Raw genomic sequence first — 25,996 nt, 5'->3', positions numbered from 1 at the left:
GGTCAGGTTCGGGCGTACCCGCGCGATCAGGTCCTGCGCTGCTCGCCTGGCCATCTGGTCGTCCAGGTCGTCTCGGCTGGTGAAGTAGCGGTAGACGTGCGGCCTGGGGATGCCAGCCCGCTCCGCGATGAGGGCGGTGCCGGCGCCGATCCCGGACTCGTCGATGACCTGCATCGCGGCCTTGACCACGCGCTCGCGCTTCTCGTTGCGATCCAGGCTCGTCGCGCGACGACCGCCGTCGGACGGTCGAGTCCGCCCATCGTCTCACTTCGACCATCGCCGCAGCCTACAGGCGCGGGGCGACGGCTCTGCTCGGTGCCGCACAACGCCGGGCACCGCCCAACGCCGACGTGGGACACCTTGTACCCAGGTCGGTGGCCGTGGTCTGATGGGGGTACACCCTGTACCCAATGATCCGGAGGCTCCCATGACCACGCGCCGTTCCCCTTGGATGGACGACGACCTCGAGGACCTGCGTGACCTGGCCCGCACTTTCTGCGAGAAGGAGATCAGGCCGCACATCGAGACCTTCATCGCCGACAAGCACGTCGACCGGGACCTGTGGAACCGCGCCGGAGCGGTGGGTCTGCTGTGCCTCTCCATCCCCGAGGAGTACGGCGGCGGCGGCGGGACCTTCGCTCACGAAGCCTATCCTCATCGAGGAGCAGGCACGAGTCGGTGACAGGCTCGTGGGGCGCCTCCCTGCACAACGGCATCGTCGCGCACTACCTGCTCGCCTACGGCACCGAGGAGCAGAAGCAGCAGTGGTTGCCGAAGATGGCGTCCGGCGAGGTCGTCGGAGCGATCGCGATGACCGAGCCCGGTACCGGGTCGGACCTGCAGAACATCAAGACCAAGGCGATCCGTGAAGGCGACGAGTACGTCGTCAGCGGCTCGAAGACCTTCATCACCAACGGTTCACAGGCCGACCTCGTCCTCACCGTCGTCAAGACCGATCCCGACGACAAGGCCGCCGGGATCTCGCTGATGCTGGTGCCCACCGCCGCTGAGGGATTCTCAAGGGGGCGGGTCCTCGACAAGATCGGGATGAAGGGACAAGACACCTCCGAACTCTTCTTCGACAACGTCCGCGTCCCCGCCACCAGCCTGCTCGGCCACACCGAAGGACAGGGTTTCGTCCAGGCTGATGGAACAACTTCCCCAGGAGCGACTGCTCGTCGCCGTGTCGAACGTAGCGGCCATGGAGTTCTGTCTGACCGAGACACTGCGCTACGTGCGCGACCGCAGCGCGTTCGGACGCCCGATCTGGGGGTTCCAGAACACCAAGTTCAAGATGGCAGAGGTCGCCACCGAGGCGCGGGTCGCGCGCGCCTTCGTCGATGAGTGCATCGAACTGCACCTCGACGGGAAACTGGACATCCCCACCGCAGCCATGGCGAAGTTGTGGTGCTCCGAGCGGGCCCAGCGAGTCGCCGATGCCTGCCTCCAGGCTGCACGGCGGGTATGGCTACATGAACGAGTACCCCATCGCCCGCGCCTGGGCCGACCTGCGCGTCTCCCAGATCTACGCAGGCAGGCTCGGAGATCATGAAGGAGATCATCAGCCGCTCCCTGTGAGCCCATCCGCGACCGACCATCCCAGGCTCGGGGCGGGTTCCCTCGACGGGCGTCGAGCATTGGCGCGTCGGCGCCCGTCGCTGCCACGGGGATCGAGCGGGGGAACAAGACGCCACCGCCGAGGATGTCGGACGTTGCCGACATGCCAACGCGCCCCAGGACAAGAGGTCCGTGAACCAGCGGGCCGCCCTCCCCGAGAGAGTCTTCCTCGCCGCAGAGCCCCACGTCATGCTCCACATGGGCGGCGCTGCTGCGCCTCTCACCCCCGCCCGACCCGGGTCCCGCACAACCTGGTCGAACTGGTGAACGAGGTGCGCCCCGGTCGCCGTCGTCCGCCCGTGGAACCTCAAGCCGGGCCCACCCAGTGCTCGGTCCCGGACCGTTGCAGCGGTGGGTCGTCAACGAGGACATCGCCTTGACCACCACGTCCGACGCTGGGCGCCTTCGTCTCCAGGCTGCACGGCCCCAGGCCGACATGCCCCCCGGCTACCCGGGGAGATGCACCCCGCCGAGGGTCTCGCCGACGGCATCGCCATGTCTGCCACGATGCACCACGCACTCGTGGACGGGTACACCGCGATGAAGTCTGCTCCAGCGGCGCCTCTCCACCAGTCGCGACGATCTTAAGTCCCGGCCCCTCCTCGCCGTTGGTCCCCGGTCGCGCCGAACAAAGGAGCGGGCACCGATGGCCCGCTTGCGAGTGCGGGGCCGCGGTGCTCGACGACCTGCTGGGCGGGGAGTGGGAGGCCAGGTCGGCGCATTGACGCTGCGCTGTGGTCTCCCCCTGCGCGGATCCTGCTCGGGCCCGTCGCGGCGGTGCCCGCCTGGTCAGGCTCCTGCTGACCCGCTCCAGGTAGGCATGCCGAGCAGCAGTGTCCACGCGGTCGAGGAACATCGTGTCGGTCCCGAGTATTGCGCCGAGCCGGGTCGCGATCTTTTCGGGCACGAACTTCATCGCTGCCACCATGGAACCCGCCGCCCGCGTAACCCTCACGTACGGCTGTGGCCGCTCAATCAGCGCCGCCGTCGCGCGCGCGATCTCCTGCGGCTCGGCATTGCGCATGCCCTTGGCCCCACTCGTCCCGGACACCAGGCTCGGTGTTGGTGAAGGTGGGCCGCACCGTGGACAGCCTGACACCCGACTTCCGATACTCCAACCGTGCCGCCTCGGTGAACCCGATGACGGCGAACTTGGTGCCGCAATAGGTCGCCAGGCCCGGCACCGGCAGGCTCTCCGGCCAGCGAGGCCGTGTTGATGATATGCCCCCGCCGCCGCGGCAGCATCCTCTGCAGCGCGAGCCTTCGTGCCGAAAATGACACCCAGGACGTTGATCTCGACCTGTCGACGGGTGACCTCGTCCGGCTCCTGGTGGACATGCCCGGTCGGCATCACCCCCGCGTTGTTGATAAGCACATCGATGGGACCGAGCGCGTCCTCGGTCGCGTCGAGGAAAGCGCTGATCGACTTCGGGTCCGTCACGTCGAGTCGGACCGCAACCTCGACGCCGAGGTCCTCGGCAGCGGACTTGAGCCTGATCTCGTCGATGTCGCCGATCGCCACCTGGTGGCCGCATCTGATCAGGCTCCTGCGCGGTGTGGAAGCCGATCCCTCGGGCGCCGCCGGTGATGGCAACCACCCGTGATCTCGTCGTTGTCGTCATGGTGCCTGTTCCTTTCAGACGCCGAGCCGCTGGCGCAGGCCGCGTCCCGCGGCCAGGCGCAGCACTCGGCCGGCGATGGCCGCACGCCGGGCGGAGTACGGGTACCAGGTGAGACTCCTTGGTGGTCAGCGGGATGCGCGGCTCGGTGATGGCCTGGACACGGCAGTACTTCCGCAGGCCCTGCGCCCCGCCCAGCCGTGCCCCCAGTCCCGACGACTTCCAGCCGCTGTGCGGCAGCCCGACGGCGAACAGGTTGCTAAAGACGTCGTTGACGTTGACCGCTCCGACGTCGAGCCGGTCGGCAATCCGCCGTCCGCGTTCGACGTCGCGCGTCCACACCGTCGCAGAGAGCCCGTACTCGGAGTCGTTGGCCGGGCGCACCGCCTCCTCCTCATCCGCCGCTCTCATGACCGGCAGCGTCGGACCGAAGGTCTCCTCGGTCATGCACGCCATGCGGTGGTCGACGTCGACGAGCAGGGTGGGTGCATAGAAGTTCCCCTGCGCACCACGGGCGCCACCGACCAGCACCCGTGCGCCCGACTCCCGGGCGTCCTCCACGTGCCGCTCCACCGTGTCCACCTGCGCCCGGGTCACCATCGCGCCCACGTCGTCGCGCGTCCCCGACCCCTGCCGGAGCGATCCGACCGCGGTGGCCAGGCTTCTCCACAAACCGGTCGTAGACCTGGTCCACCACGTAGACGCGCTCCACGGAGATGCACACCTGTCCGGAGTTGAACATGCCACCCCACGCGATGCCGTGCGCGGCTCGGTCCAGATCGGCGTCCTCCAGCACGATCGCCGCATCCTTGCCACCCAGGCTCCAGGCTGACCGGCTTCAGCAGGCTCCGCGCAGCGCGTGGCCACGCGACGCCCGGTGGCCGTCGAACCGGTGAACTGGACGAAGTCGGCGGCCTCGAGCACCTCCGCTCCCGTCTCGCCGGGACCCGCCACGTGGGCGAGCACGGGTGGCGCTCCGATCTCGTGCCATCCCTCGATGACGCGTGCGCAGGTCAGCGGAGTCATCTCCGAGGACTTCGTCAACACGGCACAGCCGGCTGCCAGCGCAGGTGCGGCATCCATGAGAAAGAGAGTGATCGGGAAGTTCCACGGGTTGATGAGTCCCACGACGGGGTAGGGGCGATAGGTGCGCGTCAGCCTCTTCGGGAGGCTCAGCAGCCCTCCGGACCCGATGCGTTCGGGAGCGAGGAACGCCTTCGCGTGGTCGGCGTAGTAGGAGATGAACTCGCACGAGGCCGTCGTCTCCACCAGGGCGTCGGGCCGCACCTTGCCGGTCTCCGCCACGAGCATGTCCGTCAGGCTCGTCGGTGTGCTCGAGGATCCAGGTCCGCCAGCGGCGCAGCCACACCGCACGGGCAGCCGGCCCGATGTCACGCCACTCGGTTTGGGCGGCACGGAGATCGGCCGTGATGGCTTGCACATTAGTGGCGTCGGCGACCGGTACCGAGCCAACGACCGTCCCGTCGATGGGTCGACGGATGTCGAGGGCAGACGCGGACGGGGCGTTCATTGGAGGCTCCTGTCTAGGGGGCGCGGACCAGCGGGATAAGCGAGGTTCCAAGGCGATGAGGCGTATCAGATGTCGATGACGTCAAGATCTTCGTCGGCGTGGAGAGCGCGAAGGCGCTTCTTGTCGAACTTGCCGACCGAGATCTTGGGCACCTCGGGGATGGCTGCCGTCGTGAGTGGAGGTTCATTCATCGTGCTCTTCAGTGGTTCCTCAGGCTGTCAGTGAGCAGGTGCGGCGGGGCGCCGCGATCGAGCCGGTGCGGCAATGGTGGCCGGTCTGAACGGTCAGGCTCGCTGCGACGCCCAGGAGCGCGTCTCGGTCGACGTGGAGTCCCTGGGCGATCGTCCGCTTGCTGAAGGCGAAGTCGCGCGGCCGGTTGACGCAGTCAGCGGCAATGAGTTCCCCGGCGCGCAGGTAGAAGCAGGTGAAGTCGCGATCACAGACTTTGGGTCACCACTGAGCACGATCTCGTCGTAGCCGGTGTTCAGTCCCGCGATCTGGAGCCTTGAGATCGTACTGATCCGACCAGAACCACGGCAGCGCCGCGATGGTCTTGTCCTTGCCGCATAGGGTCGCGGCTGCGACCTTCGCCTGTTCCCCCGCGCTCGGCACGGACTCGAGTCGGACGCGCCGCCCGTACCGCGCCATCAGGTGGCTGGTGCAGTCGCCCGCGGCCACGATGTCGTGATCGCTGGTGCGGGCCTGGTCGTCGATCACGACGCCGTCGTCGACGAGGAGACCCGCGGCGGCTGCGAGACCGGTGTTGGGTTGGATCCCGACGCCGACGACGACGAGGTCGGCCGGGAGTTCGTCACCACCGGCCAGTCGGACCTCTCGGACCCGGTTGTCGCCACCCAGGGCCTCGACGAGGGCACCGGTGCGGACGGTCACTCCCGCGTCGCGGTGGAGGCGCTCGTAGAACGCCGAGACCTCCGGGGCGGTGACCCGTTCGAGCACCCGGTCGGCGGCCTCGAGAACGGTGACGTCCAGTCCGAGCGCACGCAGGGAGGCAAGCTTGTCTCCAGGCCGATGTAGCCGCCGCCGACGATGACTGCTCGCCGACCCGGTTGCGCCGACTCTCGGATCTGCTCCACGTCGGTGAACGTGCGTAAGTAGTGGACGCCCGGGATGTCGGCTCCCGGCACGGGGAGCCGCCGTGCCCGGCCACCCGTGCACAGCGCGAGCTTTGTCGTAGGGCATGCTCTCGCCGTCGGCCAGCATTACCCGCCGGTCTGTGCGCTCGATCGACTCCACGTGCGCATTGACCAGCCGGATCTGCTGCTTGGCGTAGAAGTCCGCCTTCCGGATCGCCAGGCTCCTCCAACGTGCTCTTGCCGGCGAGGTATGCCTTGGACAGCGGCGGTCGCTGGTAGGGCAGAGCCGCCTCGTCACCGACGACGACGACCTCGCCGGCCCAGCCTTCCTGACGGAGGCTGGCCGCCAGTTGAGCCCCGGCGTGACTGGCTCCGACCACGAGCGCGGTCCCCTGTGTCATGCGCCGCGCTTCGGGGTCAGGCGCACCATGAGACTTGCTGATGCCCCTGACGAAGTTGGACTGGACGTACTCCGGCTCGCCGACGACCTCGATGTCCTCGAACCGAGGAAGCAGGCTCCTCCCAAAGAATCCTCAGGCGGAGCTCGGCCAGCCTGTTGCCCATGCACCGGTGCACCCCGAACCCGAAGGAGATGTGGTTGCGCGCGTTCTTGCGGTCGATGATCAACTCGTCAGGTCGTTCGAAGACACGCTCGTCCCGGTTCCCCGAGGCGTACCACATGACCACCTTGTCGCCCTTGCGGATGAACTGCCCATTAAGCACGGTGTCCTTCTTCGCGACCCGGCGCATGTACGCAAGTGGCGTCTGCCAACGAATGATCTCCGAGACCATGTTCGGGATCAGGTCCGGATTCGCCTTGAGCTTCTCGAACTGCTCGGGGAACTGGTTGAGGGCCAGCACACCGCCACTCATCGAGTTGCGCGTGGTGTCGTTGCCTCCGACGATCAGCAGGATCAGGTTGCCCAGGAACTCCATCGGACGCTCGATCAGGTCCTTGGTGTCCTCGTTGCTCTGCAACATGGTGATCAGGTCGAAACCGGGCTCCTCCCCGGCAGCGAGTCGAGCCGCCTTGTCGTGCCAGTGCGCGCTAAGGCCGCGAACGGCGCCGACCATGCCTCGAAAGATCTCGTCGTTGTCGGAGGGACCTCCGTTGGCCTCCTCCATCGCGGTGGCGAGGTCGGACCACTCGGTCAGCCTTGCGTCGTTGGTCGTAGGGGAAGTCCAGCAGCGTCGCGAGCATCCGAGCGGTCAGCTCGATCGACACCCGGTCGACCCAGTTGAACGGCTCACCGGTCGGGAGGCTCGTCCAGCACCTCCTGGACCCGCGAACGGATCAGGGCCTCCATCTCGCGAAGGTTCTTGGGCGCAACGACCCCTTGAACGGCGGCCCGCTGCTGGTCGTGCTTCGGGGGTCCATGGCGATGAACATCGCGACGTCCATGAACCGGGGTGGTTTGCCGATGATGATGAAGGGTTCGGCGGAGAAGACCTCGTGGTTTTTGTCGACGGCGATGATGTCGGCGTGCCGAGTGACCGACCAGAACGGACCGAACGGGCTGTTGGGCTGGTAGTGCACGGGCGCTTCGTTGCGCACACGCTCGAAGTACGACTGCCACCTGCCCTGGCGGTACAGGAACGGGTTGCTCAGGTCGATGTCGGCGAAGCTCGACCTCGTCCGCCGGCGGGATCGGGGTCTCGACGAAGATCTTCTGCCCGTTCGTTCCGGTCACCCAACGACGGGTCTTGTCGTAGAGATGGGCGCCCCGGATCTGCAGTTCCATCGGGAGGGTCGACTGGACCTTATCGCTCAGCGTGTCTGCAATGTTCATCATCATCGATCCACTTTCCTTTCGATCACATCTGGAACTCGGGCAGTCTGGACGACCAGGCCGTCCCACTCCTGCGACACCGCCATCTGGCAAGACAGCCGGGAGGTCGGCTGTCGCTCAGGATTCATCGACAGCATCTCCTCCTCGACGGGACCGGAGAGACCCACCTCCTCAGACCACTGCGGGTCGACGATCACGTGACAGGTGCCGCACGCGGCCTCGCCCCCACAATCGCCGTCGATGCCCGGCACCATGTTGTCGACCGCGACCTGCATGAGCGACCGGCCCTCCTCCAGCGGCGCCTCATGCTTCTCGCCGTCGTAGGAAACAAAGGTGACTACACCCATTGGCTTGACTCCTCACGTATCGAAGACGTAATGAGAGTCTTGTGACTCTGGGTGCGTGTGGCTATGGTCTCCACAGTCAGAATGTTGTGATTTCGGCTCAAGGGATGCGTGCGATGCGTGTGTACGAACCCGGCGTCCCGCCTCTCGCCTTTACGCAGATGCTCAACAGGCTCTGCAATCGATCGTGAGGCTGCTGCCCGGTTCCGCACGGTGATGGCGCGGGAAGGGACCGATGAGACCGCACTTCTCGCCCAGGATCGGCAGGCACCGGTGCGCTGGTTCCGAGAGGTGTACCCGGTCCTCGACAGGGCCGAGGCGACTCAGTTGGGTTTCGCCTTCGCCGAACATTCCCAACTGACCTCCTTCGGGCCGCTGAGCGTGCCGCTGGTGAGCGCGGGCTCGGTCGCAGAAATCGTTGAGGCTCTTTGCCTTTCTGCCTTTGATCTCCACGGCCCTGCGCCCCCACGTCCACCCGGGCGAAAGCGGCCTCACCATTGGGCTCACCGGACACACGCGCGACCCGGACTTGGACTGCCTCGTCGTCGCCTATGGCGGCTCCACGGTGCTGCGACTGCTGGACCTGCTCGCAGGGACCCTGCCCTCGGTCACGCTGTACCTGGAGTGGCCAGCGCCGGCGTCTGCGGCGGAATGGGAGCAGTCCCGAGGTGGGCGCGTGGTCTTCGACGCGCCCACTTCGTACGTGCAGGTTCCTCAGGACGCGCTCGACGAGGTGTGCCGCTTCGCGGACCCTGTTGCCTACCGCGTCGCGATCGCGGACCTGCGCACAGCGCTGGAGCGGCGCCACGGCACGATCTCCTTCGCAGAGCGAGTGCGGCTTTTGCTCGAGGAGGACCCCGGACAGGCTCACGGCGCCCGCGTTGCCGACAAGGCTCTCGGTCTCGACCAGCACCCTGAAGAGGAGACTCGCCGAGGAGGGCACGACCTTCCGTGAGGTCCGCGAGTCCTGGCTGCGCGAACAGGCGATCGCGCTCCTGCTCGACCCGACCATAACAATCAGCCAAGTGGCCGCGGATCTCGCGTACGGCGATCTAAGCAACTTCTCACATGCGTTCAAGCGATGGACCGGGCAATCCCCGAGGGAGTTTCGACACACGAGGGGCCACCCGCCAGACGACTTGTCACGCGCGTCCCCCGCCGGATCGGGGCGACGCGATCAGCGATGAGGAACCTCGATCAAGTCGTCCCGCTGGTCATTGCGTCGACCGTCGACTTGCCTCGCCTGAACCGAGCGATCTCCTAGGCTCGCAGGTGGCCTCACCTGATGGTGCAGCAGGCCGACCCTCTGCGCGCAAATGGCCTCCTGGCGGGCTGGCTAACTGCCTTCATGCCGGCCCCACCGTGAACGCGCTCCACATGGGCACAGTCCAACTCTGGGTCTCCCTCAGACCCCGGCGACCCGGGGGAACCGGAGATGATTTTCGGACCGCGCGGGCGGTGTTTGGCGAGGGTCAGCCGGGCCGAGGAGTCAATCGCTGCCCAGGCGCTGGATCGTCGACTCCCTTGTCCAGGTCTTGGCGGGGGCCTCAATCGGTGAGCATCGCCTTGAGCTTGCTCAATGCGCTCTCTCGTTGAGACGCGGGCCTGGTCGCGTCATCGGCCCGCATACGTTGTCGGGCCGCTAACCGAGTCGATGGCCGATTCGGATGGCGGGTTCGTCAAAGTCGCTGGCGAGGCCGGCGGCGACGGCCATGGCGGCCCAGTCGTGGCGCGCGGTGGTGCGGGCTGCCCGCGCGACCGCTTCGGTGGGTGGATTGGTGGCGAGTTCATCGATGACCAGGCGCACACCCCGGTAGTCCTTGGCGGCGTGACACCAGGCTTCGATGACGCTGGCCTCGCGGTCGTCGGGCTCCTCGGCGAGAGCACGTTCTATCCGTGCGGTGAGAAGGGTGTGCCAGCGGAGCAGGAGCGCGTCGGCGAGGTCCTCCTCGTCGGCGAAGAAGGTGTCGACGTGGTCGACGTCGGTGGGGATTCGTCCGTCTTGGCGGGTGAGGATCTCTTGGGTCACGGTGTGTAGGACGGTGGCACGAGTGGGCTTGGGCTGGTCCTTCATCGGTGCGCCTCTCGCGGGGTCGAGCTGGTGCGCTTGCCTGGTCGCAGGGGCAGGGAGGCGTAGCCGCGGATAGGGCCGGAGCGGAGCCGGACGGCTGCGTCGAGGTCGACGTCCCAGTCGCGGTGGCGGGCCAGCAGCGCCTGGAGCGCGAGGCAAGCCTCGAGGCGGGCCAGGGATGCGCCGAGACAGAAGTGGATGCCGTGTCCGAACGCGACCTGTCGTTCGGGGGGCGCGGTGGATGTCGAACCGGTCGGCGTCGGGGAAGGCGTGGTCGTCGCGGTTTGCGGAGCCGAACAAGAGCAGCACGGTGTCGCCCTTGTTGAGGTGCTGGCCGTGCAGGTCAACCGGTCGGGTCAGGGTGCGCGCGAGCCCCTGGACGGGTGAGTCGTAGCGCAGCAGGCTCCTCGACCGCGGCCGGGATGCCGGCCGGGTCGTCTACGAGCCTTGCGTCGGCTGTCGGGGTGGTGGGCAAGGACCACGGCGCTGTTGGAGAGCAGGTTGGTGGTGGTTTCGTGGCCGGCGATGAGCAGCAGGAGGCAGAACCCGAGGAGGCTCTTCCTCGCTGAGGTGCCGGCCGTCGACCTCGGCGTGGACGAGGGCGGTCATGAGGTCGTCTTGGGGGTGCGTGCGGCGCTCGGCGAGGAAGGCTGGCGAAGTAGTCGTAGAGCGCGGCGGCGGCGTCCAACCCGGGACCGAACTCTCCTCGGGTGGGGTTGGATTGGATGAGGGTGGTCGACCAGGTACGGAACCGGTCGCGGTCCTCGCGTGGGACGCCGAGCATGTCGGCGATCACGATCGCTGGGAGCGGGCCGGCGAGTACCGGCGACGAAGTCCCAGGTGTCGGCGTCAGGGGTCCGGTCGAGGAGGTCGTCGACGAGGGTGTGGATGTGGGGCTCGAGTGCGGCGATGCGGCGGGGGGTGAAGGCGCGGCTGACGATGCGGCGGAGCCTGACTGTGCCGTGGCGGGTCGGTCATGATCAGCATGGGAAGGAAGAGTTCGGTCATGTCCACACCTGGTGGGGTGGGGAAGATCCCTGAGGCCGAGGAGTAGGTCGTCGGGTCGTGGAGGGCGGCGTCTATGTCGTCGTAGCGGCTGAGCACCCAGCAGTCCGCCGTGGCCGACCAATACGCGGGGGCGCTTTCACGCAGGGCGCGATAGACCGGGTAGGGGTCCGCTATCACTGCCGGGTCGAAGGGGCTGTAGGTCAGCCGCTGCTCGATCATCGGTTGCTGGGGCTGTGGTTGCTGGGTCATTCGCATCCTCTCTTGTGGGTCGTCGGATCAGGTGGCCGCGTCGGCACGAGCCTCGTCCCGGGCGAAGTGTTCGGGCGGGTGCGATCCTGCTGTGAGGCCACCAGCCTGCGGTCCTCGAACAACGCCGCGCAGGCGGGGACGACCAGGGTGCGGACCACGAAGGTGTCGAGGAGTAGTCCGGCGGCGACGGCGAACCCGGTCTGGGCGAGTGCTTCGACGGGCGAGAAGAGCAGCGCGACGAATGTGGAGGCGAAGATGAGGCCGGCGGCGGTGATCACGGGGCCGGTCGCGGTGACCGCGCGGGCGACCTCGTCGCGGTCCAGCGCGAGCCCGCTTTCACGCATCCGGCTCATCAGCAGGATGTTGTAGTCCGCGCCCACGGCGACGAGCAGCACGAACACGATGACCGGCACGGTGAAGTGGATGTCTTGTCCGGCCAGGTGCTGGAACACCAGGGTGGTCAACCCGAGAGCGGCTGCGCAGGACAGCACCACGGAGGCCAGCAGGTACAGGGGCGCTACCACGGCGCGGAGGGTGAGGACGAGGATGAGCAGCACCATGAGCAGCACTGCCAGGACCACCAGCACGGCGTCGTCGGCGAGGTAGTGGGCTAGGTCGGCGCCGAGCCCGGCTGCGCCGGTGGCGAGGATCGTGGAGTCGTCGAGTCGGGTGTCGTTCATGGCTTGCTCGGCGGCCGCATGGACTTCGTCGTAGCGTTCCTGGCCGGCGGGGGTGAGGGGGTCGGTGTCGCCGGTGATCTGGATGCGAGTCAGCTTCCCGTCTGCGGAGAGGAACTGACTGCGGGCCAGGGCGAAGTCGGGCTTGCCGAGGGTCGAGGCGGGCAGGTAGAAGCCGCCGGCCTCGGGGGTGTCGGCGCGCTGGTTGACGTCCTGGAGGTAGCCGGCGGATCCGCCGAGGCCTTCTTGGAGGCTTCTCGGTCTGGGTGAGGAGCCGCTCGATTCCAGGTGCGATGCCGGCGGCGCCGTCGGCGAGCCGGTCGGTGCCGCCCTCCAGTTCGCCGAGCTTCGACCCAAGGCTGCGCCTGTCCTTCGGCGATCCGCCTGCTGCCGGACTGTGCCTGGCGAAGTCCGGCCGCGAGCTGGTCGAGCCCGTGGGCGAGGCGGCCGTCACCGGCGGCGAGCCGGTCCGCGCCGGCGGCCGCTCGGGCCAGCCCGGGCAGAAGCTCATCTCGCAGGCCGGTGTAGATCTTGCGCAGGCCCTCACGGGAACGCTTGCAGGTCGGGTCGGCGGTGCAGATCGGATCGTCCTCGAGGGCCTCGACGATCATCCCGAGACCGTCGACGGCCACGGCGACCTGGTCGTGGGCGGTGCGGAGTCCGGCGGCCAAGGTAGCGGCACCGTCGCGCAGGCTGGCGGGCTCCGTCGGCTGCCTGGTCAGTGCGGTCGGCGGCCTGTCCGAGCCCGTCGGCGATGAGGCGGCTGCCGTCGCTGAGCTTCCCCGCGCCTTGCTCGGCTTTCCCGGCGCCAGCCGAGACCTGCCCGAGTGCGTCACTGAGGTCGCCGGCGCCGAAGGCGAGCCGCTTCAGGCCGGGCTCGCCGGCCTCGAGCCTTGTTCTCCGCCTGGCGGAGTCCTTTGGCGAGCTTCCCGAGTCTGGTTGGCGATGGATGCGGGTTCGAGCGGTGTCCCAGCCGGTCTGGTGATGCTGCGGACCTGGTCGACACCGTCGACCTTGGCCACGGCAGTGCTGATGGCGTTGATGACGGCCAGGTCGCGGGTGTTGGCCATGTCGTGGTCGGAACGAATGAGCAGGTAGTCGGGCAGCGTCTGGTTGGGCGGGAAGTGCTCCGCCATCGCCGCGAGTCCGAGGTTGCTGGGAGTGTCGGGCGGCTGGGCGGCGCGTTCGTCGAAGGAGAGGCTGCATCGTGGGCAGCGCCAGAGCCAGGAGAATGAGCACCGTGAGGCCCGCGACCAGGATCCGGGCGGGGTGTCGTCCGACGAGGCGGCCGGTGCGGGCCCATCGCGAGTCGGCTCGGGGTTGCGGCGCGGGGCCGATGCGGGGCCCGAACCAGCGCATCAGTGCCGGAGTGAACGTGAGACTGACCGCGACCGTGACCGCGACGCAGATCGCCATCGGTGGGCCGGTGGTGGCGAAGATTGCCAGGTCGGTGAAGCCGAGGCAGATCGCGCCGAGGATGACGGTGGCGGCCGAGGCCAGAAGCGCCGGACCGACTCGGGAGACCGACTCGGCGACGGCGTCGAGGGGTTGGAGTCCTCCGGCGTACTCCTCCCGGAACCGGGAGATGAGAAAGACGCAGTAGTCGGTCCCCGCACCCAGGGTGATGGCCACGACGAAGGCGTCGGTGTAGGTCGACAACGCCAGCCCGTGCTCACCCGCCCAGGCCAAGGCGCCGCGGGTGCACAGCAACGCGACCCCGATCGTCGCCAGCGAGACGAGCACGGTCGCGACCCGGCGGTAGACCAGCCACAAGATGCCAACCAGCAACAACAGCGAAACCACGGTGACCTTCAACGACGCCTCGTTCACCGCCGTGGTCAGGTCCGCGATCATCGCCGGATCCCCGGTGACGTGCACCTCCGTGCCAGTGGGGGTCCGGAGGTCGTCCACCACCGAACGGAGCCACTTCACGTCCTCATCCGAGGCCGGTGACCCGACCGAGGAGCGCAGCCCGACCACCAGGTAGGTCGCCTCGCCGTCCGTGCTGGTCATCGACTCGCGGACCTCAGGCTTGCCCAGGTAGTCCTGGACCTCCGATACACGATCCGAGTTCTCGAGCATGCGCACCAGATCGACGTAGACTCTGCGGTCCCTGACGCCGAGGCCGTCATCGCTGGTGATGACCACGTACACGTAGGAACGGGTCTCACCCGAGCCGAACGCGGTGTCCATGACCCGCAGCCCGTGCAGGGTCGGGGCGTCCTCGGGCAGGAACGCGGTGCTGCTGCGCTCCACCACCGTGCCGAGTGGAGTCACCAGCAACGACAAGGCGGTCGCCGCTAGCACCCACCCGACCATCACCACAGCCGGAAAGCGATACCCCAACCCCAGGCCCGACCTCAGCGACCTGCCGATCCCGTCTCGTCGAGTCTCGCTCCATCTGTCCCAACGTCCTCGTGTTGGATTCACAGTTTGTACTAGCAGTACAACATAGGATGTGGCTCGCGTCGAGAACGTGGTTCCTCCAACGACCGCGCCAACGGAAGGGAGACGAGATGAGGAAGCCTTCCGGTGAAGTTCGGCCAGTCAGGCTCTACGGGGCGGCGGAGCCTGATCGCCGAACGCGGGCTCGACGGCACCAAAATCGAGGACATCGCCGAGGCCACCGGCATCCCCAAGGCCACACTCTATTACCACCTCGAAGGCAAGAACGCAGTCCTGGAGTTCCTCCTCACTGACCTGCTGGAGATGATCGCCGGCGCCGTCGGGATAGCCATAGCGAGCGCCGAGAGCGCGCGGACCCGCCTCGAAACCGCCGTCACCGCACAACTAGGCGTAATGCTCGAGCACCCCTTCCTCTGCCGGGCGTTGGTGGGCGACCTCGGGCGCGCCACGCGACTTCCCGATTTGGCGGTAGCGCTGCGCGCAGCCTTCTTCGAACCCATCGAGCAACTCTTGACCGACGGAGCCGCCGATGGCTCTCTGCGCCAGGTCACCGACCCAAGCGCCGTGGCGACGAGCATTTTCGGCGCCATCACCGTCGCCGGTCTGAGCGCTGCTGTCGACGGGCCACTGAAGGAACCGTCTTCCGAGGCAGTTCGGCTGTCCGCGGCGATCAGCGACCTGATCCTCGACGGTCTCGCCCCGCCCGGCACGCGCGATGCCCTCGAGTCATGACTCGCCCTTGGGCGGGGAATACCCGCGCACTTGCTGACGCCTTTACGAGACGCTTGCGGGAGTGCCGAACCAGGGGAGACGGAAGGCGAACGTTGCACCGCCGCCGGGCGGGGACAGGTAAACCACGTCGCCCCCATTGAGAAGCAGTAGTCGCCGGACGATGTGAAGCCCTAACCCACTTCCCCGCTGCCCACCCGCTCGGGCGCTCTCGGACCGTGTGAAGCGGTCGAACATGCGACGTTCGAATTCCCGAGGCACCCCGGGACCCCTGTCCGTCACCGCAACGCGAACGGACCTGGCGTCTGTTCGAATGTCCACCACGACTGGTTCCGCGCCGTACTTCAGCGCATTCGTCAGCAGGTTCGTCACGATCTGTATCAGATGGCCACGGTCGACGAGCGCCGTGGCGTCTCCTGAAGTGCGGACCATAATCGACGACGTCACACTCAGACTTTCCAAGACCTCAGCAACCACCTCGTTCACTCGCACAGGCGTCCGGGTGATGGCCACGCCAGCCTCGTCCAGAACGGACACCGTCAGAGTGTTCTCAAGCAGAGCCAGTGCCGAATGCGCCGCTGCGTGCGTCTTGAGGAGAAAGCCATGACGTTCGTCATCGCGCGAAGAATCCCAGGTGTCAAGAAGTAGTTCGACGTACCCCGTAACCACCGACAACGGCACCCGGAGGTCGTGCGACAACATTGCGATCATGTCGCGAAGCGAGGCCTCGTGTGCCTTGCGGTCGCTGATGTCCTGAATCTGCGCGATGAGATACTGGGGTCTGCCATCCGGGTCGCGTACGGACGTGACCGCCAAGTGCGCCCACACGATTGAACCTGAGCCGGTGATGTAGCGCTTTTCCAGATCGTACGAAGTCGACTTCACCTGCAAGCAGGCGACTCAGGTGATTCAGGTCCGTTTCGAGGTCATCGGGGGGCGATCCGAGTTGATGTTGCACATATGGTACGGCGCCGGACGGGGATGAGGCATGACTTGGTCCCGCTCGAAAGCGAAACTCCACGCCGCATCGGCGGCGTTCCGCCCGCCCGCCGCCAGCAAACCGTATCAGCGGCCATTCCTCGACCTGGGCATCGGATGGAGCCCCATGCTGCGCGGCGAACCCGCGACCTGGGCGCCCTGGCTGCAGCGGTACGCCGGCACCCGAGTCATGATCGACGGCGCACTCACCAGCGGCTTTGGCGAGACCAACCTCCTTCGCACTGAGACTCGGATGGATCGCAGCGCTGCTGCTCGCCGCAGCGGCGCTTCTCCGCCATATTGCCGGCGCCCGCGACACGCGACCCTTGATCTCGCAGGCCAATAGAGCACTCAAGACCGACGTAAACACGGCCCGTTCGTTACACGCGTGGTACAAAAGGAGCCCGATCGTCGACATTTGCGCAGGTCAACATGGGTCAGTCAGTCAGTACTACGACCTGTAGTCACTTCTCGCGTAGAGACTCGAACTCGCCGAGTGTGATCGCGACGTGGCTTCCAGTCCGCAACCACGCAAGCGCTCATCGGCGATGATGACCCGCCGTGCGGCGCTGGGTGGCGTGTTGACGGCCATGGTTGTGGCTGGATGCGGCGACCGGGACGCGTCTACCTCGTCGACCCCGCGGGAGGTGGATTACCGGAGCGTTGGGCCTACGGACTTTGCGTTGCTGGCGGAAAGATCATCGACTTTCGTGCTCAACGTGCATTCGCCCGATGAAGGCAGCATTCCCGGGACCGATGCCACGATTCCCTACGCTCAGGCTTGAGCGACGCGCTGGGGAGTTGCCCGACCGTTCCACGGTGGTGGCTGTCTACTGCCGCACCGGGCGGATGAGTACCGAAGCCGTGTCTACGCTTCGCGAACTTGGTTTCACACGCATCACCGAGTCTGTCAGGGGGCATGGAAGCATGGCGGGCCGACGGGCGACAGACTCTTGAGCGAAAGGTGACGAATCCCCTCGTCGTCGCTCGGGGATTGACCCGACAACCCGGCCTCGTCGCGAGAGGTGCTGGCCGATGGCGAACTAGCAACCGGTCCTTTTGAGGGGTTGTGTCGCCTCAATGACGTCCGCACCTCAAGGACGTCGGGCACAGACTCACGCCGCCGGCACAGACTCCACGACCGCCATCATGCCGTTGTCCTCGTGGTCGAGGATGTGACAGTGGTAGACCGTTCGTCCGGTGTAGTTGTCGAAGGACACCCGCACGGTCACCTCGCTGCGAGCCTGGCACGTTGACTACGTCTTGCCGGAACACCCCTCGGACGGGCTGACCAGCCTCAGCGGTGATCTGCATGGGCCACACGTGGAGGTGGATGGGGTGATCCATCGGTGAGTCGTTGACGAGCGTCCATTCCTCGACCGCGCCCTGCTGGACGGTCTGGTCGATCCGTTGGGCGTCGAACTCCTTGCCGTCGACGGTGAAGGCTCATCCCCCTAGCCTCTCCCCCACCGCCGCCCATGCCCATGCCGCCGCTCATGTCGCCGCCCATGCCCATGGCGAAGGTGATCCGTCGCCGCCTTGCAGGCTCGACGGCGCGCAGGTCCTTGGGCGTCGGTTGAGCCGGAACCGCAGGCAACGCTGGTGCGGTGTCGCCTTCCACCCGGAGTGTCGCCAGTGCGCCGACACCGCCGGACAGGTCGCCGAGGGTCTCATCATGCCCATGCCCCCGCGGTCGACAGACCCGGTCTCCCACGAAGGCTGACCCGGCACGGGTCGTGACGAGAAGGTCAGGCTCGGTTGCCGGGGGCCAGCACGAGACTCGTCGACCGGTTGAGGCTCGGGGAACCGACCGGAGTCGATGCCGAGGAGGTCGGAGTCCTGACCGTCGAGCCGCAGGCGCAGGTAGCGGGCGGAACAGGCGTTGATGATGCGCCACCGTTCCCGCTCACCCGGGCGGGCGCTCAGTCTCGGCGTCGCCTGGCCGTTGACCAGGACCAGGTCACCTTCCCTACCCGCCATGCGGCTCATCGTGGACGGCGCCACGACCTGTCCGGACCTGTCGAGGGTGATGTCGGAGATCACGAGCACACGTTCGCGGGTGACGGCGATGGGGTCCGGGTCCTCGACGATGATTGCGCCGTAGAGACCTCGGAAGATCTGATCGGCGACCATGCCGTGGTGGTGGGGGTGGTACCAGTACACCCCGGGCGGGTGGTCCTCGGGCGCCTGGTAGTCGTAGTCAAAGGACTCACCGGACTCGACGCTGATGAAGACGTTGTCGCTGTTTCCCTGCGGGGAGACATGGAGCCCGTGAACATGCAGGTTGGTCGCCGTCACAAGCCGGTTGACCAACCGCACCTGCAGTCGGTCCCCGGGATGCAGCCGCAGCGTGGGGCCGGGCAGACTGGCGTTGTAGCCGTACACCGTTGCCTCGCGGCCAGCCACAGTGATCTGGCCCTGGGCTGCCTCCAGGCGCACCTGCAGGAGGCCGCCGCGGCTGCGGAGCACTTCCGGCTCGGTCAGGTCCGAACCGGTGACCGGGTCCAGGCGTGAGCCGCGCTGCCACAGCAAGCCTGTGGTGCCGATCGCGAGGCTCGCGACGCCGAGGCCGCCGAGTTGAAGGGCCTGGCGGCGCGTGATGGGTCGCACTACCGGTCTTGCCCCAGCGCGCGTAGCCGTTCCTGGTACTCCTCGGTAGTCAGTTCGCCGCGGGCGTAGCGCTCATCGAGCACCTCCCGGGCTCGGCCTGGACCAGGTGGCGCACCCGTCGGCGTTCCCGGCGCCGAGGAGCGAGGCGACACGCCTCCACCGATGGCGCGCACGGCGAGGACGATCAACAACACCACCCCGACCATGACCAGTGGTCCGAACATCCATCCCCAGCCCATGCCAGAACCCATCATGATCGCTCCTTCTCGGGTTTCTCCGTCTGTGTCAGACCTCGTTGTGTCGATGCCGGCCGATGTCGCAGTCCCCCGACTCCTGGGGTTTGGACATGCGCGTCTACCCTTCGGCGCCGGCGGCCGGTGGCCCATCTAGCGATGAGCGCGAGCACGGCGAGCGCGAGGCCGGCTACTGCCCAGGCGGTGGGGCTCGGCCAACCGGCACCCACCGAGACAAGGCCGCCCGGCGCTGCGGCGGTGAAAACATTGAGTGACTCAATCATCGGAGCCCTTCCTTGTGTGATGTGTTGGTCCAACCGCAGGGCTCCTGGCGGCCGCCCCTGCCAGTTGGTGTCGGTAGACGCCGGGCCGGCCGAAATGCGCGCTCGGGGAACCGCTCTGCGAACTGTGGGCGACGGCCGCCGCGGTCCCACTCGGGCATGGTCCTAGTCCTGGTCGCCGAAGGGTGGGACGGACGGGCTTCTTGGCCGGCGGGTGCGTTGCAGGGCCTACGGTTCGGGTTCCGGCGCGTCTTGCCTGCATCCGAGGACGCCAGTGACGACCGACCTGTGCGCGCCGAGCCGCGAGGAGGCGCGACGGGGTGGCCGCCCCCGATAGACGGAGGGTGCGGGGCGCGTCGGCCGAGGCGCCACTTGTCGCTCTGTCCGGATCGGCGTGCTCCATAAGACGTTTGGTCATCTCCGCTCACCGCTTGAGGACGCGATTGAGCCAGCCTTGCTTCCCGAGCCGGTTGGTGGTGGCGGGGCACCACTGGTCTGGGGAGGAGGTCCGCACCTGGTTGGCGTGTTGGCCGCAGCCGGTCCAGGTGGATCTGCCGCAGGTGCGGCATGTCGTGGCACGGCGCATGGTGTGCTCCTGTTCTCGAGGGTCGGTGGTGCGACGAGGTGTGGGTTCAGCCGGTGCGAAGGTAAAGATCACCGCGACCATGACGGCACCGGCGGCGAGGATCACGCGCCCGGGATGGGCCAGGGAGCCGACGATGGCGTCCTTCGGGTTCCCGACGCTCGTAGTGCTCCTTGGCGGAGGCGAGCAGGAAGACGGTGTGGTCCATCGCGATCGCGAAGATCATGACGAAGGAAGTACGCCGGCACCGGGTCGTGAGCGCCGCGGCTGGACCGCCTCAGGCCAGGGCGAGGAAGAGCTTCTCCATCTTTTTGACGTCCACGCCGTCGAGACCCTCGTTGGACTCGGTGAGGCAGTGCTGCAGCCCCGTGGCAACGATGGCGTAGCCAGCACGGGAGAGGGCCTTGTTGACCGCGGCGAGTTGGGTGAGGACAGACTCGCAATCGGAGCCTTCCTCCATCATGCGGATCACGCTGGCGAGGTGGCCGTTGGCGCGCTTCATACGGGTGATGATCGCCTTGATCTCGGTGGGCTCGAGGTCCATCAGGCCTGCCCTCTGTTCTGGGTAGAAGCGATAGGGGCAGCGGCGACGGCCGACAGGGCCGTAAGGAGTCGCGCCCGTGCGTCCTCGGAGACGGCACGCAGCGCTTCGCTCGGCTCGGCGACGAACGACGTCATCATCGCCGGGTCGAAGGCCTCGACAACCGTGGCTTTCTCTCCCACCGAGCGGACGACGACGTTGCACGGCAGCAGCGCCGCGATGGACGGCTCGGCCTGCAGTGCCTGGTGGGCGAGTTGCGGGCGGCAGGCGCCGAGGATGACTTGGGGGGCGACGTCGACGTCGAGTTTGGTCTTGAGGGTCGACTTCAGGTCGATCTCGGTGAGCACGCCGAAGCCTGCCTCGGCGAGTCTGCTCGCGCACGGCAGCCACCGTCTCCTCGTAGGTGCGCTCCGTGGTGATCGCGAGCGTGTAGTCGGCCATTGTCCTGCCTTTCGTTGGTCTCTTGGTGGCCCTTCCAGGGGCCTCGTCCGCCAACTGTACAACCCCCCGGGGGTTGTGCTAACTTGCGTCTCGAACCCCCCGGGGGTTGTGTTGTTCCAGGTTCGATCAGCCAGTGAAGGAGTCCCCTCGATGCGTGAGACCACCGTCGACCAGCTTCGCTGCAGCGCTCGATCAGGGCGCGCCTGTCATCGACGTCCGCGAGCCTGCGGAGTTCCGCGAGGGCCACGTGCCTGGTGCGACCAACATCCCGATGGGCCAGCCTGACCGCCCGCATGGGCGAGATTGACCCGAACCGACCGGTGCACGTGGTGTGCGCCTCGGGCAATCGCAGCAGCGCGATGGCCGACGTTCTGACCGCCAACGGCTTCGACGCGATGAATGTCGCCGGTGGCACCAGAGCCTGGATCCGCTCCGGGCGACCGATCGAGAAGTGAGGCGAACATATGACTGACGACACCACCACCGAGACACCCGCGCCGGCCTCGGCGACCGAGGAGGCGCAGCAGCGGCCAGCCGACGGGCTGACCGTCCGGACCCTGGAGACGCCGTCCCTCGGCGACCGCACCTACGTGGTCCACGACGGTGAAGTCGCCCTCGTGATCGACCCGCAGCGCGACATCGACCGGGTGCTGGAGGTGCTCGAGGCCGACGGGGTCCGATTGACCCACGTCTTTGAGACCCACATCCACAACGACTACGTCACCGGTGGCCTGGCGCTCGCGCAGACAACCGGAGCGGCCTACCTGGTCAACGGCGAGGACGACGTGTCCTTCGACCGAACCCCGATCGCCGACGGCGAGGTCGTCGAGGTCGGCGACCAGGTGCGCGTCCGCGCGATCGCCACCCCCGGTCACACCTTCACCCACCTGTCCTACGCGCTCTCGGTCGATGGGCCCGACGGCGAGGAGCCGTACGTCGTGTTCACCGGCGGCTCGCTGCTCTACGGCGCCACCGGCCGGCCGGACCTGCTCGGAGAGGAGCACACCGACGCCCTGGTGCGCCACCAGCACGCCTCGGCGCACAAGCTCGCAACCGAGCCTTCCCGATGAGGCTGAGGTCTACCCGACGCACGGGTTCGGGTCGTTCTGCTCGGCCACGCAGTCCGATGCCACCGCCTCGACGATCGGCGACGAGAAGCGCTCGAACCCGGTCCTGACCCAGGACGAGGAGACCTACGTCGGCGAGACTGCTGGACGGACTCGGTGCCTGGCCGGCGTACTACGTGCACATGTCACCGGCCAACGCCGCCGGTCCCTCCGCGCCCGACCTCTCCCCGGCGCAGGAGGCCGACGCGACCGAGCCTGCGGCGCCGGATCGAGGCGGGCGAGTGGGTAGTGGACCTGCGCAATCGCAAGGCCTTCGCCGCCGGGCACGCCCCCGGCACCTTCAACTTCGGTCTCGACGGTGCCTTCTCGACCTACCTGGGCTGGCTGATCGAGTGGGGCACCGCCGTGACGCTGCTCGGCGAGACCGCCGAGGACGTAGCCACCGCCCAGCGCGAGCCTGGTCCGGATCGGCATCGACCGGCCCGCAGCCCAGGCCACCGGCGGACCGCAGGACTGGAGCGACGGCGAGCTCGGCACCTTCCCCACCGCCACGTTCGCCGACCTGGCGCAGGTGCGCCACCACCGCGACGTCGTGGTGCTCGACGTGCGCCGCGCCGACGAGTACGAGGGTGCAGCGATTGCCGGGGCGGTCAACATCCCGATCCACGAGTCTGCCCCGTCGCGTCGGCGAGGTGCCGGCCGGTGAGGTGTGGGTGCACTGCGCCAGCGGTTACCGCGCCTCGGTCGCTGCCTCGTTCGTCGCTGCCGCCGGCCGCACCCCGGTTGCGGTCGACGACTCCTTCGAGAACGCCGAGAAGGTCGGTCTGCACCTGGTGAGCCCCGAAGACGACAGCACCGACACGACCGACGGCGCCGAGGGGTCCGACGCCTGAGATGACACTGCTTCTCGCCGTCGTCGCTGGCGCGCTCATCGGCCTGTCCCTGGGGGCACTCGGTGGCGGCGGCTCGATCCTGGCCGTTCCGGTGCTGGTGTACCTGCTCGGCCAGTCAGCCTCCCAGGCGACCACCGGGTCGCTGGTGGTCGTCGGCGTCACCTCCCTGATCGGGGCGATCGCCGCACACCGCGCAGGCAATGTGCTGCTCGGTCGCGGCCCGGCCTTCGGCCTGGTCGCGATCGGCGGGGCGATGGCGGGAGCAAAGGCGTCAATTCTGGTCTCCGAGGACGTCCTGTTGGTCGCCTTCGCCGCCTTGATGATGCTGGTCGGCGGGATGCTGGCCTGGCGCCAGCCTACGCCACGGTCGCGGGGACGGCCCTCGGCACGCCGCGCGGCCAGCCATGGACGACCCGATCATCACGTTCAGCCCGACGTTCGCCTGCCAGTGCCCCCGGGCGCTCAAGGTGCTGGTGACCGCCACCGTCGTCGGGACCTTGACCGGCTTCCTGGGAGTGGGCGGCGGTTTTCTCGTCGTGCCCGCCCTCCTGCTCGCCCTCGCGCTGCCGATGGAGTACGCCGCCGGCACCTCGCTCGTGGTCATCACCATCACCAGCGCCGCAGCGCTCGTCATCCGCGCTGGTTCCGGCGCCGCGCCGGACTGGACGTCCGTCGCCATCCTCACCGCGATGTCGGCGGCAGCAGCGGTCGCAGGTGCACGCCTCGCCGACCGTGTCGGCACCAACCGCCTCCAGGTCGCCTTCGCCGTCCTGGTGCTCGGCGTCGCCGTCTACACGGCCGCCCGGGCGGTCCCCGCCCTTCTCTAAACACCGCCCATCGCTCACCTCTCACGAACGGAACGTCCATGAGCACCACCACCGCCCCGTCGAAGGGCGCCTCCCCCGACTTCACCCGCGGCTTCCGCCCCGGGCCCCTCGGCCGCCTCGGCCTCTGGGTCACCAACCACGCCAAAGCTCGTCACCGGCGTCTGGCTGCTGCTCATCATCGGACTGGGCGCCTTCGCCCCCCAGGTCGAGCAAAACCTCTCCGGCGCCGGCTGGCAGGCCGACGACTCCGAGTCGGTCGCCGCGCGCGAGCTCGCTCAAAAGAGGCTTCGGCGGCAACGCCTCCTCAGCCATCCAGGTGGTCGTGCACTCCACCGACGGACCCGTCACCGAGGGCCCCGGCGTCGAGGTCCTCGCCCAAGTGACCCGGATGCTCGAGGCCGAACCGCGCATCGCTGAGGTGATCCAGCCGATGCCCGGCGCGACCATCAGCCAAGACGGCAGCACCGCGATCATCCTCGCGGGCGCAGGTGCCGACACCAACGAGATGGTCCGGGTCGCCACCGACCTCAAGGGCGACCTCCAGGACCTTTCCGTCGAGGGCGTCCAGGTCAACCCGACCGGGTCCTCGCTGCTCTGGTCGGACTTCAACGAAGCCAACCTCGAGGCGATGCTGAAGTCCGAGATGGTCTCCTGGCCCGTCACCATGGCGATCCTGGTTCTCGCCTTCGGCGCCCTCGTCGCTGCAGGCCTTCCCCTGATCCTGACCCTCGCCGGCCTCGTCGCCTCCGCCGGCTCGCTGGTCCTCATCAACGAGACTCGTCCCGGTCTCCATCTGGGCGATGAACTTCGCGATGATGTTCGCCCTCGCGCTCGGCATCGACTACGCGCTGTTCCTCGTCGTCCGCTACCGCGCATCCCGCATGGGCTCGGGCAACTCCGCTCGCCAGGCCGTCGCCGAGACCATGGACACCGCCGGAAAGGCCGTGCTGCTCTCCGGCGCCACCGTGCTGATCTCGCTATCGGCCGTGATGCTCGTGCCCTCGCCGTCCTTCCGCTCTATGGCCGGCGGGATCATGCTCTCGGTCGTCTTCGTCCTGGCCGCAACCCTGACCCTGCTGCCGCTGGTGCTGTTCAAGGCTCGACCACAAGATCAACAAAGCTTGTCCTTGCCGTGGGTCAAGGCCGGGGAGCACCGCTCCCCGAAGTTCGCCGCCTGGGGCGAGCGACTCTGGAAACGACCGCTCGTCTGGGGACTGAGCGCGCTCATCGTGCTCCTCGCGCTCGCCGCACCGATCATCGGACTCAAGACCGCTATGCCGTCCATCAAGGTCCTGCCCGAGGACGCCAGCGCCCGGATCGGCTACGACCTGGTCCAGGAGTCCTTCGGTGAAGGTGCACCCGGCACGCTCCAGATCGTGATGAAGGCCTCCGACGCCGAGACCGCGAGCACGGTACTTGCCTCCGACCCCGGCATCGCCGGAGCGATGCCCTCCATGCCGGCAGCCGACGACAGCGGGCTGGTCCTCATCCAGGCCGTCCCGACCGTCGACCCCTCCGACCCCGCCCTCAGCGACACCGTCAACCGGCTGCGCGCCGACCTGCCCGACAGCGCGCTCGTCGGCGGCGCGGCGGTGGAGAACCTCGACCTCAAGGCCCAGGCTCGACAACTCGACGCCGCTGGTGATCGCGGTCGTCCTCGTGCTCGGCTTCCTGCTGTTGCTGGTCGCGCTCCAGGCGCCGCTGATCTCGCTGCTCGGCACTCTGGCGAGCCTGCTGTCGACGGCCGCCGCGTTCGGGGTGGCCCGTCTGGTTTTCCAGGAAGGCATCGGCGCCGACTTCTTCGGCTTCGAGAGTCAGGGCTTCCTCGACGCGTGGGCGCCGGTGTTCTTCTTCGCGATGATCTTCGCGATCGCGATGGACTACACGGTGTTCCTGCTGGTCTCGGCCAAGGAGCACTACGAGCACTCCGGCGACCCGAAGGACGCCATGGTGGGCTCGCTGGCGCACTCCGGCAGGGTTATCTTCGCCGCCGGTGCGGTCATGGTTGCGGTGTTCTTCACCTTCGCGCTCTCCGGCCCGCTGCCCCCCAAGGAGATGGGCATCGTGCTCGGCGTCGCCGTCCTGCTCGACGCCTTCCTCGTACGCCTCGTGCTACTGCCGGTCATGCTGCGCCTCACCAGCAAAGCCGCCTGGTGGTCACCTGCCTGGCTGCGCAAGGTGCTGCCGACCATCACGTTCTCGCACGGCTGAGCACCCCTCGACCGCCGCGGCGTGCCCCCTGCGCCGCGGCACGTGGTCCGGGCGCCCGCCCCCCCGGGCGTTCGGACCACACCCCATCACCCTCGCACCGCTTTCACCTCTCCTGCATCATCGCCTCGAACCGAAGGAGCCCCACCATGTGCCGAGCAGTCACCTGTAAGAAGTGCGGCAAGACCACCTGGGCCGG

33 protein-coding genes and 12 pseudogenes are annotated in these 25,996 nt (G+C 67.7%); 15 read left to right on the top strand and 30 right to left on the bottom strand.

All coding sequences use genetic code 11. From position 1 onward, the window contains the following. Positions 1 to 121: 121 nt before the first annotated feature. Positions 122 to 174, bottom strand: a pseudogene (locus G5V59_RS02535) (hypothetical protein); the annotation flags it as partial. Between the two features lie 277 nt (positions 175 to 451). Here G5V59_RS02535 and G5V59_RS35520 point away from each other — a divergent pair. From G5V59_RS35520 to G5V59_RS35510, 3 genes and pseudogenes are all read left to right on the top strand, one after another. Beyond that, positions 452 to 682: an acyl-CoA dehydrogenase family protein gene (locus G5V59_RS35520; protein ID WP_341350821.1), complete on the top strand. Its 231-nt coding sequence runs from the start codon at positions 452 to 454 to the stop codon at positions 680 to 682. Next, positions 592 to 1,029: pseudogene (locus tag G5V59_RS35515) on the top strand (acyl-CoA dehydrogenase family protein); the annotation flags it as partial. The gene G5V59_RS35520 and the pseudogene G5V59_RS35515, both read left to right, overlap by 91 nt. Before the next feature lie 118 nt (positions 1,030 to 1,147). Then, a complete protein-coding gene (locus tag G5V59_RS35510; RefSeq protein ID WP_341350820.1) occupies positions 1,148 to 1,552 on the top strand; it encodes an acyl-CoA dehydrogenase family protein in 405 nt (134 codons plus the stop codon). Between the two features lie 372 nt (positions 1,553 to 1,924). On the opposite strand, the gene G5V59_RS02525 is transcribed toward G5V59_RS35510, so the two are convergent. From G5V59_RS02525 to G5V59_RS02455, 15 genes and pseudogenes are all read right to left on the bottom strand, one after another. Beyond that, positions 1,925 to 2,533, bottom strand: coding sequence for a hypothetical protein (locus tag G5V59_RS02525; RefSeq protein WP_278260263.1), 609 nt, complete (start codon positions 2,531 to 2,533; stop codon positions 1,925 to 1,927). 55 nt (positions 2,534 to 2,588) lie between these two features. Further along, positions 2,589 to 2,801, bottom strand: a complete 213-nt coding sequence (locus tag G5V59_RS02520) for an SDR family NAD(P)-dependent oxidoreductase (protein WP_278259590.1) — start codon at positions 2,799 to 2,801, stop codon at positions 2,589 to 2,591. Positions 2,802 to 2,929: 128 nt separating this feature from the next. Then, positions 2,930 to 3,139, bottom strand: a pseudogene (locus tag G5V59_RS02515) (SDR family oxidoreductase); the annotation flags it as partial. A gap of 310 nt (positions 3,140 to 3,449) precedes the next feature. Continuing rightward, positions 3,450 to 3,842: pseudogene (locus tag G5V59_RS02510) on the bottom strand (aldehyde dehydrogenase family protein); the annotation flags it as partial. 121 nt (positions 3,843 to 3,963) lie between these two features. Further along, positions 3,964 to 4,032: pseudogene (locus G5V59_RS02505) on the bottom strand (hypothetical protein); the annotation flags it as partial. 110 nt (positions 4,033 to 4,142) lie between these two features. Then, positions 4,143 to 4,547: pseudogene (locus G5V59_RS02500) on the bottom strand (aldehyde dehydrogenase family protein); the annotation flags it as partial. Positions 4,548 to 4,620: 73 nt separating this feature from the next. Continuing rightward, positions 4,621 to 4,767, bottom strand: a pseudogene (locus G5V59_RS02495) (hypothetical protein); the annotation flags it as partial. Positions 4,768 to 4,832: 65 nt separating this feature from the next. Beyond that, a complete protein-coding gene (locus G5V59_RS02490; RefSeq protein WP_278255482.1) occupies positions 4,833 to 4,958 on the bottom strand; it encodes a hypothetical protein in 126 nt (41 codons plus the stop codon). A 19-nt stretch (positions 4,959 to 4,977) separates the two neighbouring features. Continuing rightward, the gene (locus G5V59_RS02485; RefSeq protein WP_278259589.1) at positions 4,978 to 5,163 is read right to left on the bottom strand and encodes an oxidoreductase C-terminal domain-containing protein; all 186 of its coding nucleotides are present in this window, start codon (positions 5,161 to 5,163) and stop codon (positions 4,978 to 4,980) included. A 54-nt stretch (positions 5,164 to 5,217) separates the two neighbouring features. Further along, on the bottom strand, positions 5,218 to 5,724 hold the full coding sequence (locus tag G5V59_RS02480) for an FAD-dependent oxidoreductase (protein WP_278255481.1): 507 nt from the start codon (positions 5,722 to 5,724) through the stop codon (positions 5,218 to 5,220). Next, positions 5,655 to 5,912 carry an FAD-dependent oxidoreductase gene (locus G5V59_RS02475; RefSeq protein ID WP_278255480.1) on the bottom strand — a complete coding sequence of 86 codons (258 nt, stop codon included), beginning with the start codon at positions 5,910 to 5,912 and terminating at the stop codon, positions 5,655 to 5,657. The genes G5V59_RS02480 and G5V59_RS02475 overlap by 70 nt, the downstream gene beginning before the upstream one ends. 230 nt (positions 5,913 to 6,142) lie before the next feature. Continuing rightward, positions 6,143 to 6,262: pseudogene (locus G5V59_RS02470) on the bottom strand (pyridine nucleotide-disulfide oxidoreductase); the annotation flags it as partial. Positions 6,263 to 6,278: 16 nt separating this feature from the next. Then, a complete protein-coding gene (locus G5V59_RS02465) occupies positions 6,279 to 6,986 on the bottom strand; it encodes a cytochrome P450 (RefSeq protein WP_278255479.1) in 708 nt (235 codons plus the stop codon). 122 nt (positions 6,987 to 7,108) lie between these two features. Then, positions 7,109 to 7,552: a hypothetical protein gene (locus G5V59_RS02460; protein ID WP_278255478.1), complete on the bottom strand. Its 444-nt coding sequence runs from the start codon at positions 7,550 to 7,552 to the stop codon at positions 7,109 to 7,111. A gap of 101 nt (positions 7,553 to 7,653) precedes the next feature. Further along, positions 7,654 to 7,998, bottom strand: coding sequence for a 2Fe-2S iron-sulfur cluster-binding protein (locus G5V59_RS02455; protein ID WP_278255477.1), 345 nt, complete (start codon positions 7,996 to 7,998; stop codon positions 7,654 to 7,656). A 562-nt stretch (positions 7,999 to 8,560) separates the two neighbouring features. Here G5V59_RS02455 and G5V59_RS02450 point away from each other — a divergent pair. Further along, positions 8,561 to 8,950 (top strand): hypothetical protein, encoded by a 390-nt coding sequence (locus tag G5V59_RS02450; protein ID WP_278260262.1) that lies wholly within the window; start codon positions 8,561 to 8,563, stop codon positions 8,948 to 8,950. Beyond that, a complete protein-coding gene (locus G5V59_RS02445; protein ID WP_278255476.1) occupies positions 8,877 to 9,182 on the top strand; it encodes a helix-turn-helix transcriptional regulator in 306 nt (101 codons plus the stop codon). The genes G5V59_RS02450 and G5V59_RS02445 overlap by 74 nt, the downstream gene beginning before the upstream one ends. Before the next feature lie 455 nt (positions 9,183 to 9,637). Here G5V59_RS02445 and G5V59_RS02440 read toward each other — a convergent pair whose 3' ends face one another. The 6 genes and pseudogenes from G5V59_RS02440 to G5V59_RS02415 all read right to left on the bottom strand — a co-directional run bounded on the left by G5V59_RS02440 (position 9,638) and on the right by G5V59_RS02415 (position 14,277). Next, complete coding sequence (locus tag G5V59_RS02440) at positions 9,638 to 10,069, bottom strand: hypothetical protein (RefSeq protein WP_278255475.1); 432 nt, start codon at positions 10,067 to 10,069, stop codon at positions 9,638 to 9,640. Between the two features lie 291 nt (positions 10,070 to 10,360). Beyond that, positions 10,361 to 10,408 (bottom strand): annotated as a pseudogene (locus tag G5V59_RS02435) (hypothetical protein); the annotation flags it as partial. Between the two features lies 1 nt (position 10,409). Beyond that, complete coding sequence (locus G5V59_RS02430) at positions 10,410 to 10,862, bottom strand: hypothetical protein (protein ID WP_278255474.1); 453 nt, start codon at positions 10,860 to 10,862, stop codon at positions 10,410 to 10,412. A gap of 53 nt (positions 10,863 to 10,915) precedes the next feature. Continuing rightward, on the bottom strand, positions 10,916 to 11,074 hold the full coding sequence (locus tag G5V59_RS02425; protein WP_278255473.1) for a hypothetical protein: 159 nt from the start codon (positions 11,072 to 11,074) through the stop codon (positions 10,916 to 10,918). 245 nt (positions 11,075 to 11,319) lie between these two features. Beyond that, positions 11,320 to 12,357 carry an MMPL family transporter gene (locus tag G5V59_RS02420; RefSeq protein ID WP_278255472.1) on the bottom strand — a complete coding sequence of 346 codons (1,038 nt, stop codon included), beginning with the start codon at positions 12,355 to 12,357 and terminating at the stop codon, positions 11,320 to 11,322. 186 nt (positions 12,358 to 12,543) lie between these two features. After that, complete coding sequence (locus tag G5V59_RS02415) at positions 12,544 to 14,277, bottom strand: MMPL family transporter (protein ID WP_278255471.1); 1,734 nt, start codon at positions 14,275 to 14,277, stop codon at positions 12,544 to 12,546. 255 nt (positions 14,278 to 14,532) lie between these two features. Here G5V59_RS02415 and G5V59_RS02410 point away from each other — a divergent pair, with 255 nt between their 5' ends. Continuing rightward, positions 14,533 to 15,138, top strand: a complete 606-nt coding sequence (locus tag G5V59_RS02410) for a TetR/AcrR family transcriptional regulator (RefSeq protein WP_278255470.1) — start codon at positions 14,533 to 14,535, stop codon at positions 15,136 to 15,138. 42 nt (positions 15,139 to 15,180) lie between these two features. On the opposite strand, the gene G5V59_RS02405 is transcribed toward G5V59_RS02410, so the two are convergent. From G5V59_RS02405 to G5V59_RS02370, 8 genes are all read right to left on the bottom strand, one after another. Further along, positions 15,181 to 16,020 (bottom strand): sensor histidine kinase, encoded by an 840-nt coding sequence (locus G5V59_RS02405; protein ID WP_278259588.1) that lies wholly within the window; start codon positions 16,018 to 16,020, stop codon positions 15,181 to 15,183. Between the two features lie 1,208 nt (positions 16,021 to 17,228). Further along, entirely contained in the window at positions 17,229 to 17,345 is a 117-nt protein-coding gene (locus G5V59_RS02400; protein WP_278255469.1) for a multicopper oxidase domain-containing protein, read from the bottom strand. 65 nt (positions 17,346 to 17,410) lie between these two features. Beyond that, a complete protein-coding gene (locus tag G5V59_RS02395) occupies positions 17,411 to 17,629 on the bottom strand; it encodes a hypothetical protein (RefSeq protein ID WP_278255468.1) in 219 nt (72 codons plus the stop codon). Beyond that, positions 17,608 to 18,582 (bottom strand): multicopper oxidase domain-containing protein, encoded by a 975-nt coding sequence (locus G5V59_RS02390; protein ID WP_278255467.1) that lies wholly within the window; start codon positions 18,580 to 18,582, stop codon positions 17,608 to 17,610. Before G5V59_RS02390 ends, G5V59_RS02395 begins: the two co-directional genes overlap by 22 nt. 140 nt (positions 18,583 to 18,722) lie before the next feature. Continuing rightward, entirely contained in the window at positions 18,723 to 18,977 is a 255-nt protein-coding gene (locus G5V59_RS02385; protein ID WP_278255466.1) for an SHOCT domain-containing protein, read from the bottom strand. An 892-nt stretch (positions 18,978 to 19,869) separates the two neighbouring features. After that, a complete protein-coding gene (locus G5V59_RS02380) occupies positions 19,870 to 20,046 on the bottom strand; it encodes a hypothetical protein (RefSeq protein ID WP_278255465.1) in 177 nt (58 codons plus the stop codon). A 51-nt stretch (positions 20,047 to 20,097) separates the two neighbouring features. Next, entirely contained in the window at positions 20,098 to 20,364 is a 267-nt protein-coding gene (locus tag G5V59_RS02375; protein WP_278255464.1) for a metal-sensitive transcriptional regulator, read from the bottom strand. Further along, a complete protein-coding gene (locus tag G5V59_RS02370; protein ID WP_278255463.1) occupies positions 20,364 to 20,708 on the bottom strand; it encodes a DUF302 domain-containing protein in 345 nt (114 codons plus the stop codon). The genes G5V59_RS02375 and G5V59_RS02370 overlap by 1 nt, the downstream gene beginning before the upstream one ends. Before the next feature lie 227 nt (positions 20,709 to 20,935). Here G5V59_RS02370 and G5V59_RS35505 point away from each other — a divergent pair. The 9 genes and pseudogenes from G5V59_RS35505 (at position 20,936) to G5V59_RS02325 (ending at position 25,800) form a co-directional block, all read left to right on the top strand. Further along, positions 20,936 to 21,257, top strand: a pseudogene (locus tag G5V59_RS35505) (rhodanese-like domain-containing protein). 9 nt (positions 21,258 to 21,266) lie between these two features. Next, a complete protein-coding gene (locus tag G5V59_RS02355) occupies positions 21,267 to 21,872 on the top strand; it encodes an MBL fold metallo-hydrolase (RefSeq protein WP_278255460.1) in 606 nt (201 codons plus the stop codon). A 568-nt stretch (positions 21,873 to 22,440) separates the two neighbouring features. Continuing rightward, the gene (locus G5V59_RS02350; protein ID WP_341350819.1) at positions 22,441 to 22,575 is read left to right on the top strand and encodes a rhodanese-like domain-containing protein; all 135 of its coding nucleotides are present in this window, start codon (positions 22,441 to 22,443) and stop codon (positions 22,573 to 22,575) included. Next, on the top strand, positions 22,562 to 22,762 hold the full coding sequence (locus G5V59_RS02345; protein ID WP_278255459.1) for a hypothetical protein: 201 nt from the start codon (positions 22,562 to 22,564) through the stop codon (positions 22,760 to 22,762). Before G5V59_RS02350 ends, G5V59_RS02345 begins: the two co-directional genes overlap by 14 nt. Positions 22,763 to 23,166: 404 nt before the next feature. Next, positions 23,167 to 23,589, top strand: coding sequence for a TSUP family transporter (locus tag G5V59_RS02340; protein ID WP_278255458.1), 423 nt, complete (start codon positions 23,167 to 23,169; stop codon positions 23,587 to 23,589). Positions 23,590 to 23,627: 38 nt separating this feature from the next. After that, positions 23,628 to 23,972 carry a hypothetical protein gene (locus G5V59_RS02335; protein ID WP_278255457.1) on the top strand — a complete coding sequence of 115 codons (345 nt, stop codon included), beginning with the start codon at positions 23,628 to 23,630 and terminating at the stop codon, positions 23,970 to 23,972. After that, positions 23,906 to 24,304, top strand: a pseudogene (locus G5V59_RS35500) (MMPL family transporter); the annotation flags it as partial. The gene G5V59_RS02335 and the pseudogene G5V59_RS35500, both read left to right, overlap by 67 nt. Before the next feature lie 85 nt (positions 24,305 to 24,389). Further along, a pseudogene (locus G5V59_RS35495) lies at positions 24,390 to 24,623 on the top strand (MMPL family transporter); the annotation flags it as partial. A gap of 607 nt (positions 24,624 to 25,230) precedes the next feature. After that, entirely contained in the window at positions 25,231 to 25,800 is a 570-nt protein-coding gene (locus tag G5V59_RS02325; RefSeq protein WP_278259586.1) for an MMPL family transporter, read from the top strand. The last annotated feature ends 196 nt before the right edge of the window (positions 25,801 to 25,996 follow it).

It is taken from the genome of Nocardioides convexus, assembly GCF_011090295.1.
Note: the sequence above shows the minus strand (reverse complement) of the source record. Positions and strands in the feature narration are given on the sequence as shown.

Bases quoted from the DNA above. Each gene is read 5' to 3' on its own strand.
- G5V59_RS02425 (WP_278255473.1), bottom strand. From the start codon at position 11,074: ATGACCGAACTCTTCCTTCCCATGCTGATCATGACCGACCCGCCACGG.
- G5V59_RS02490 (WP_278255482.1), bottom strand. From the start codon at position 4,958: ATGAATGAACCTCCACTCACGACGGCAGCCATCCCCGAGGTGCCCAAG.
- G5V59_RS02340 (WP_278255458.1), top strand. From the start codon at position 23,167: ATGGACGACCCGATCATCACGTTCAGCCCGACGTTCGCCTGCCAGTGC.
- G5V59_RS02380 (WP_278255465.1), bottom strand. From the start codon at position 20,046: ATGATCTTCGCGATCGCGATGGACCACACCGTCTTCCTGCTCGCCTCC.
- G5V59_RS02465 (WP_278255479.1), bottom strand. From the start codon at position 6,986: ATGGAGGAGGCCAACGGAGGTCCCTCCGACAACGACGAGATCTTTCGA.
- G5V59_RS02355 (WP_278255460.1), top strand. From the start codon at position 21,267: ATGACTGACGACACCACCACCGAGACACCCGCGCCGGCCTCGGCGACC.
- G5V59_RS35510 (WP_341350820.1), top strand. From the start codon at position 1,148: ATGGAACAACTTCCCCAGGAGCGACTGCTCGTCGCCGTGTCGAACGTA.
- G5V59_RS35520 (WP_341350821.1), top strand. From the start codon at position 452: ATGGACGACGACCTCGAGGACCTGCGTGACCTGGCCCGCACTTTCTGC.
- G5V59_RS02455 (WP_278255477.1), bottom strand. From the start codon at position 7,998: ATGGGTGTAGTCACCTTTGTTTCCTACGACGGCGAGAAGCATGAGGCG.
- G5V59_RS02375 (WP_278255464.1), bottom strand. From the start codon at position 20,364: ATGGACCTCGAGCCCACCGAGATCAAGGCGATCATCACCCGTATGAAG.
- G5V59_RS02395 (WP_278255468.1), bottom strand. From the start codon at position 17,629: ATGGGCATGGGCGGCGACATGAGCGGCGGCATGGGCATGGGCGGCGGT.
- G5V59_RS02335 (WP_278255457.1), top strand. From the start codon at position 23,628: ATGAGCACCACCACCGCCCCGTCGAAGGGCGCCTCCCCCGACTTCACC.
- G5V59_RS02385 (WP_278255466.1), bottom strand. From the start codon at position 18,977: ATGATGGGTTCTGGCATGGGCTGGGGATGGATGTTCGGACCACTGGTC.
- G5V59_RS02525 (WP_278260263.1), bottom strand. From the start codon at position 2,533: ATGAAGTTCGTGCCCGAAAAGATCGCGACCCGGCTCGGCGCAATACTC.
- G5V59_RS02440 (WP_278255475.1), bottom strand. From the start codon at position 10,069: ATGAAGGACCAGCCCAAGCCCACTCGTGCCACCGTCCTACACACCGTG.